The organism is Faecalibacterium sp. An192, assembly GCF_002160175.1.
GTDB lineage: Bacteria > Bacillota > Clostridia > Oscillospirales > Ruminococcaceae > Faecalibacterium.
The window spans coordinates 1-7,256 of the sequence record NZ_NFKB01000085.1 but is presented as its reverse complement, the minus strand read 5'-3'; the positions used below and the strand labels follow the sequence as shown (position 1 = coordinate 7,256).

4 protein-coding genes and 3 pseudogenes are annotated in these 7,256 nt (G+C 52.9%); all 7 read right to left on the bottom strand.

Going from position 1 to position 7,256, the window contains the following annotated elements:
- Positions 1-106 precede the first annotated feature (106 nt).
- Positions 107-667 (bottom strand): annotated as a pseudogene (locus B5F27_RS15385) (conjugal transfer protein TraE); the annotation flags it as partial.
- A gap of 119 nt (positions 668-786) precedes the next feature.
- On the bottom strand, positions 787-2,583 hold the full coding sequence (locus tag B5F27_RS15380) for a reverse transcriptase domain-containing protein (protein ID WP_087368953.1): 1,797 nt from the start codon (positions 2,581-2,583) through the stop codon (positions 787-789).
- Between the two features lie 558 nt (positions 2,584-3,141).
- Positions 3,142-4,104, bottom strand: a pseudogene (locus tag B5F27_RS15375) (conjugal transfer protein TraE); the annotation flags it as partial.
- The gene (locus B5F27_RS15370; RefSeq protein ID WP_007045884.1) at positions 4,034-4,450 is read right to left on the bottom strand and encodes a PrgI family protein; all 417 of its coding nucleotides are present in this window, start codon (positions 4,448-4,450) and stop codon (positions 4,034-4,036) included. The pseudogene B5F27_RS15375 and the gene B5F27_RS15370, both read right to left, overlap by 71 nt.
- A gap of 22 nt (positions 4,451-4,472) precedes the next feature.
- Positions 4,473-5,342, bottom strand: coding sequence for a CD0415/CD1112 family protein (locus B5F27_RS15365; RefSeq protein WP_087368952.1), 870 nt, complete (start codon positions 5,340-5,342; stop codon positions 4,473-4,475).
- A 70-nt stretch (positions 5,343-5,412) separates the two neighbouring features.
- Positions 5,413-5,511, bottom strand: a pseudogene (locus B5F27_RS17345) (Maff2 family protein); the annotation flags it as partial.
- Between the two features lie 86 nt (positions 5,512-5,597).
- The gene (locus B5F27_RS15355) at positions 5,598-7,217 is read right to left on the bottom strand and encodes a recombinase family protein (RefSeq protein ID WP_087368951.1); all 1,620 of its coding nucleotides are present in this window, start codon (positions 7,215-7,217) and stop codon (positions 5,598-5,600) included.
- Between the last annotated feature and the right edge of the window lie 39 nt (positions 7,218-7,256).

Sequence of the window (7,256 nt, the reverse complement as noted above, 5' to 3'; positions counted from 1 at the left end):
TGAGCTTCCCAACGCTGGCTTTTGACCAGTGCAGGTCACAGTAGGGTTACTCCAAATGGATAGAGCAGCGTTTACACGCAATACATTACGCGACTTCGTGTCGCACCTCCGCCTCGGGGTCGCACACGATGATATCGTCATCCGTCGCCAGAAATGCATTGGTGATTTCCCGCTTGGCGGCAAAGGACTTGCCGGAACCAGGCGTACCCAGGATCAGACCGTTGGGGTTTTTCAGCCGCTTGCGGTCCACCATGATAAGGTTGTTCGACAGGGCATTCAGGCCGTAGTAGAGAGCGCCTTCACCGCTCTGGTAAAGTTCCTGGGTCGTAAAGGGAATAAAAATCGCGGTGGAACTGGTTGTCAGCGCCCGCTCTGTCTCCACCATGTTGTGGGCCAAGGGCAGGCTGGACATCAGTCCTTGTTCCTGCTGCCAGTCCAGGCGCACCAGCTGGCAGTTATGCTTCTGGGCGATGCTGGCAGCCTGAAAGACCGTGGTCTCCAGCTCCTGGGGCGTCCGCCCCGTATTGAGAAGCAGGAAGGTCAGCAGGAACATCCGCTCGTTCTGGCTTTGCAGTTCTTTCAGCAGGTTCTTGGCATCCCGTCCGTAGGTAGCTAAATCCGACGGCAGAATGTCAATATCATAGCCAGCGCGGACAGCTTTCTTCTGGTGGAGTAGGGAGACACCGCCTTACCATCTTGCGATAGCAGGTTTGCATCACCCTCTCCGGGAACCGTACGTACCCCTCTCGGAGTATACGGCTCTGTCATTGTTTGTTCAGCGTAAACTCATTGGTTGTGAATCAGATGGTGGCACCGTTCACACACCACAAGCGTCTTCCGGCGTTTGGCCAACATTGCGATTTCCCACGGTTCCTTTCCTTTGAGGTTTTTCAACTTATTGATATGGTGGATTTCGTAATGTTCGCTTTCCGTCGTGCCGCATAGTTCACAGACCCTTGCTTTCAAGCGTTTCTCAAGTGTTGTCACCGACTGACCATAAATAATGGCTGCATTGCTGATCTGGTCTGTTGGATTTTTTGCATTTTTACAGTCCATATAATTGGCGAAATAACGGCGTTTGGATTTCTTTTTTGTTTCGTATGGGATGCCCCATTCGCCGGTTCCGTCCTTATACATGGCGACAACTTTTGAGATTTTGCTTTTATGCTTTGCTGCCAGTGTTTTCAAGCAACTGTATTCCATGAGGTAAGACAGGTACTTCAATTTGCAGAAGTTGCTGGCTATTCCATAGTAGTTGCAAATACCCCGCAGCTCGTCATTGTAAACCGTGACAATCTCAAGATCTGTGGCTCGCAGCAAAGAATTCCTGTGAACGGGAAACAGTTTCCCGTCCTTTTTCTGTATCGCTATTTTTTTCGAGAAAATAAAATCGTGGATTTTATCGTCGAATGGGACGAGAAGTTCCACATGGTTATTGAGCGTCCGCATTTTGGCGCCTTTCTTGTTGCGCTTCACCTTCTCACATCTTCTGACACGGACATCAAAACCCAGAAACCTGGCGCATTGGCTGCTGTGGGTGATAAGCGTTTTTTCTTCACTGAGTTCCATTTTCAGTGTTTGTCCAATGAACTCGGCGAGTTTGCTCTTAATCCACTGGCAATCCTCTTTGCTGCCCTTTACACCGATGATAAAATCATCTGCATAGCGGATATATTTGAGCTTTTTATCCGTCTGCGCCGTACAGGGAGTTTTCAGGAGTTGTTTGCGGAGCACTTTGCACTCAGCTATCATACGCTCCTTTTCTGCCCCCTGTTTCCGGTCAATGTGGTAGCAAAGATTTTTAATTTTGTTGTGCAGCGCACGATATTCCGGGGTAATTTGCCCTTTTTCCGGTGTCTCAAATTCATCCTTTAACTTCATGACGAATTGATCCAGTTCGTGCAGATAGATGTTTGCCAGCAGCGGCGAGAGAATCCCTCCCTGCGGAGTGCCGCTGTAGGTTTTGTGGTAAACCCAGTCTTCCAAATATCCTGCCTTCAGGAACTTGTAGACCAGCTTCACAATACGCGCATCTTTGATTTTGTTGCCGATGAATCCCACCAGTGCTTCGTGGTTGATATTGTCAAAGCATCCTTTGATATCTCCTTCGACAAACCAGCGCACACCGCCGAATTGGTACTTTAATTTTTCCAGGGCCGTGTGACAGCTTCGCTTCGGTCGAAATCCATGGGAGCAATCCAGAAAAAGCGGCTCATAAATTGCCTCCAGTATCATGCGGAGTGCTTCCTGAACCAACTTATCCGTGAAGGTTGGAATCCCCAGCGGACGCTTCTTTTTCGGATTGTTTTTCTTTGCAATATAAGTCCGCCTTACTGGCCTAGGCTGATAAGTTTCGTCCGCCAAAGACCGAATGATTTTTTCAATTTTGGCTTCGCTGAAACCGTCTGCCGTATCCTGGTTGGCACCTTTTGTGGATGCGCCCTTATTCGTATACAGGCGCTGATACGCCTGATAGTAAATGTCAGGACGCAGCAAATAGCGATACAGTCTTGTAAAGACTTCTTCCTTATGGGTCAATGAGTTTTTGCTGATTCTTTCTAAAATTTCAGTTGTTGGCTGCAATGAGGTTTTCCTCCCTAATCAACGTTCCATTTTAGTACACAATAACTGCGCTCCTTCGCCATGTGGACGGCATTACCGCCTCAAACTACTACGAGCGCTCCGTACCCTTGCAGGATTTTCAGGCTCTACAGCCATAGCCCTTTCCGGCATTCCTGTGTAGGGTATCCCCAGTTAGCATTGTGTGTAGGGAAATGCGGATTGTCGGTATGCGCTTTCGTTTCCTTGCCATAGGTTCTCCTACAGATTTCATGAACATTGAGATAATCAATGGATGGAAGAACATCATCCATTGCGTTCATGACAGAGGTTTCAGACATTTTCCTCCGCCTGAAAATAACAGAAATTAGAAACTTGCGTATCAGTAAACCCAACTTCATCCTCGTATCCGCTTAACATGGCGGTTCAGTCGCACCATACTGTCTTTCGGTGACTTACCGCTTTCCTGCCGTGCTCTGTTCCCGTTTCAGCTTTCGCCTTTCGGTTAGGCAGGTTGTTTCCCGCGTTATCTTACGGGGTAGTCCCTTACGCTACACTACACAATGCCCTATCTGGGCGCACTTCCTCGATCTTGCTGCGGTCCAGGTCGGTGATTTTCCGCTTTACCGTCTTGATGGCCTTCACCTGATCCACCGACTGGATGTGCAGATTCACAATGAGGGAACTTTCCATATCGAGAAAGTCCGCCAGCATACGGTCATTCAGCTCCGGGGCCAGAATCTGCACGAAGCTGACGGCCCCGTACTTCTTTCCCATGCGGAACTGCTTGCCGGTACGGAACTCGAAGCCGGACGGCGCGATAAAGTCCTTGGTGGAAAGGCCGCTGGGAGCCAGCCAGTCCCACTCGAACTGGAAGGGCGCCTGCTCGTCCATGTGGAAGATGGCGTGAAGCTGGGCCAGCCGGGCTTTGCCGTCCAGAACCTCGGCGGCCACGCCCAACCGCTTAAAGTTGTTCAGCACATCGGTCTCGATGCGCTCCAGACGGGGCTTGGCGGAGCGGATGCTGTCGGCCTCGATGGAAAAGGTCAGGTACTTGGTCTTGATAAGGCCGTTGTTGCCCCGCGCCAGCTGGTTTTGCAGCATCTGCGTGTACTCCACCCGGATGGGGTCAAAGTCATCCCCCTGGGCCGGGATGGTAATGCTGTTGGCGAAGGTCTCCTGGGACGCCGCCAGGTTCAAAAAGGACAACTGGAAACGGATGGAGCTGTCGAAGTAGTTGAGGAAATCGCACCAGCCTTCAAAGATGGCGGTCTTGTCCTCGTTCTGGCTGAGCTGGTAGTTGATGTCCTGGAACTGAATGGTCTTGGTGTAGCGGCCATCCGCCACCTTGCAGATGCCGTCCGGCCACATCCGCTCATAGGGGATGCTGTCCTGGGCGGACCGCTCCTTTTTGCCCGTGCGGTTGGCGCGGGCAATCGCTGCCTCGATTTGTTTGCGTTCGGCGCGGGTCAGCTTACGCCGGGGTTTGGTCTGCGGCTCTGCCGGTTCGGCCTGCCGCTTTGTCTTTGCCGCGAACAATGTCATACACCTCCTTGTCGAGATTTGCCTGCCGCTCCAACACGGCATAGAAGTTGTTGGTGCGGTAGGGGCGCTGCTTGGGCCGGATGACGGCCACCTTGAGGATGTTGCCGATGATCTTTTCCAGGGGCTGGCCGTGTTTTTCATACATCGCCAGCATGAAAAAGGGCAGCATGACGAGCATCATGCACATGGCCGCCACGCTGTTGCCAGCAGGCCCCCGGAGCAAAAAGAAAAGCGGCACGCCGATGAGCGCCCCGCAGCCGAAGCAGACAAGCTGCCTCTTGGTTAAGTTGAACGCGACCTTGGTTTTGACTTTCGTCAGGTCTTTGGGTACGGGTACATAAGCCATTGGTAAATTCCCTCCCTCCGGGTCAATGTGCGTTGAATACGGCTTTGGACAGGCTGCCGGTCTTGAACAGCGTAAAGCAAAGCAGCACGGTGTAGCCCACGCAGCTCCAGATTGCCATGATGATGTCCTCCTCGGTGGCGATGTTCTGCACCAGCACGGCGTAGATCGCCACGCAGACGATAATCAAAAACGCCTGGAAGCCCAGGGCCAGCAGGCTGCGCAGGTAGTTCTGGCCCATGCCGCCCCATTCCTTGCCCATCATGGTCGCCATCGGGATGGGGGCCACCGACGTGACAAGGTAAATTTCGATCATACGGCCATAAATGACGATGAAAATGCAGATATACAGCGCCCACATGGTAATGCCGATAAAAAGCGACTGGAACCACAGGCCGAACAGCGGCCCCAGGTCCATATCCATCAGCCGGGACTCCATATCGGTCATAACAGCGGAGATGTCGATGGAAGCGTCCGAGCCGATGATGCCGGACGCCTGGGCCACCACGCTTTGGGCCATATCGAACACGGCCATGACGAGGTTCCAGGTGTTGGTGACGAGCAAAATCGCGGCGGCGGACTTGAACACCCATTTGAAGATCATCCAGGTGTCCACATCATGCAGGTTGTTGCGGTCGGTAATCATCTGGATCAGCTCCAGCGTCATCACGATGGCCAGGATCACGCCAGCAATCGGCACCATGATGGAGTTGGAAAGGTTCTGGATCATACTGAAAATGCTGCCGTTCCACCCCTGCGGGGTCTGGCCCACCTGCGTGGCGATGTCCGCGACCTGCTGGTTCACACTGTCGAACATCCCCGTTAAGTTTCCCATGATGCCGCCCACCAGCATCTCTTTCAGCCAGTTGGTCAGGGCATCCAATAAGAAATCCATACGGTGTCAAACCTCCTTTCAGCCCCTCCCGCTGTGCGCGGGAGGGGACGAGGATTTCAGCGGGGTACGATCAGACGGTGAACAGGCCGGACAGCAGCGGTACAAGGACCATGCCAACGATGGCGACGCCTGCGCCGGCCATCAGCTGTTTCATGCCCTGGCTTTTTGCTTATGTGCGATAAAGAAGTAATAGAAGTGTAAAAAATTTTGCCGTTCCTATCCGGCACTTGGCCATTGTGTCGGATAGGTCGGGCGTTAGGCTTCGGGCAAGTCAATCTTGCCGACAAAGCTGTAATAAATCTCAATGTCCTGCCTGCGGGTGCCGTTCTCGTCATAGCTGCACTCATGCACGACGATTTTCTCAATCATTTCCCGCAAGAGGGTGGGGGTAAGTTCCTCAAAGGCAAGGTGCTTTCGGACAATCCCCATAAACTTTTCCGCGTTGACGGTGGCGGCCTGCGACTTGTCCAGTTCGGCCTGCAAAGCGGCGGCGCGGTCTTTCAGTTCCCGCTGCTCCTGCTCATAGTCTGCCGACAGTTCCATGAAACGCTCGTCGCTGATTTTGCCGTTTACATTGTCCTCATACAGCCGCTTGATAATGCGGCTCACTTCGGAAATGCGCTCCTGCGCCTGTTCAAGCTGCTTGGTGGCTGCGGCGGTCTTTCTCTTGCCGCCGATCTCGTTCTGCTGGATAAGCAGCTTCACAAAGCGGCTCTCATGCTTGGCGGCGTATTCCGTCACTTGCCGGAGATTGGAGAGGACACCGGCGGTCAACAGGTCGGTGCGGATAAAGTGTGCCGTACAGTTGCGGGTGCGCTTCTTGTAGCTGCCGCAGATGTAACAGTCCTGCTTACGGTTCTTGTTCTGATACCGCTGCTGGTACATCACATGGCCGCAGTCGGCGCAGAACAGCATACCGGAGAACAGCCCCACTTCATCATAGCGGTTCGGGCGTTTGCGCTGCTTGCGTAATTCCTGCACGCGCTCCCATGTTTCCCGGTCTATGATAGGCTCATGGTGGTTCTCAAAAACAGCCTGTTTCTCCACGGGGTTCGCTACACTGTGCTTGACCTTGTAAGAGGGCTTCTCCGTCTTGAAGTTTACCAGACAGCCGGTGTACTCCCGGTTTTCGAGGATATGAACGACGGTGTTCGTCGCCCACTTGCACTCATAGCCGGGGTGGTATCGGCGGGTGCTGCCCGTCCTGCGGTATTCCAGCGTCCCCGGCGTGGGGATTTGCTGCTCCGTAAGCATACGGGCAATCTTGGTCGGGCCATTCCCGGCAAGGCAAAGCTGGTATATCTGCTGGACTACCGGCGCGGTTTCCTCGTCAACGATATAGTTCTCGTCCTCGTCCATGAGGTAGCCATATACCGGCTTGCTGGTAACAGGCTTTCCACTCATGCCTTTTGCTCGTTTTACTGCCTTGATTTTCTTGCTCGTATCTCTCACCAGCCATTCGTTGAACAGATTTCGCAGAGGGGTAAAATCGTTGTCCATGCCGCCGTTTGCGCTATCCACATTGTCGTTGATAGCGATAAACCGCACTCCCTTTTGAGGGAACAGCATTTCCGTGTAAAACCCTACCTGCAAGTAGTTTCGCCCTAACCGGCTCATGTCCTTGACGATGACCGTACCCACTTTCCCGGCTTCAATGTCTGCAAGCATGGCTTGAAAACCGGGTCTTTGAAAGTTCGCGCCGGAGAAGCCGTCGTCGGTGTACCAGCGCAGATTGGTAAAGCCGTTCTGCTTGGCGTAGGTTTCCAAAATCCGTTTTTGGTTGGAAATGGAATTGCTCTCGCCTTGCAACTCGTCCTCATGGGACAATCTCGGATAAAGGGCGGTAATGAGGTTTTGGGTGGCTTGTCTTAACATAAAATCCTCCGTTTCCGACAGCCAGCCCCACTATTCCGT

What these genes read in the sequence shown, in the direction of transcription:
- B5F27_RS15370 (WP_007045884.1), bottom strand. Translation starts at nt 4,450, where the DNA reads ATGGCTTATGTACCCGTACCCAAAGACCTGACGAAAGTCAAAACCAAG.
- B5F27_RS15365 (WP_087368952.1), bottom strand. Translation starts at nt 5,342, where the DNA reads ATGGATTTCTTATTGGATGCCCTGACCAACTGGCTGAAAGAGATGCTG.
- B5F27_RS15355 (WP_087368951.1), bottom strand. Translation starts at nt 7,217, where the DNA reads ATGTTAAGACAAGCCACCCAAAACCTCATTACCGCCCTTTATCCGAGA.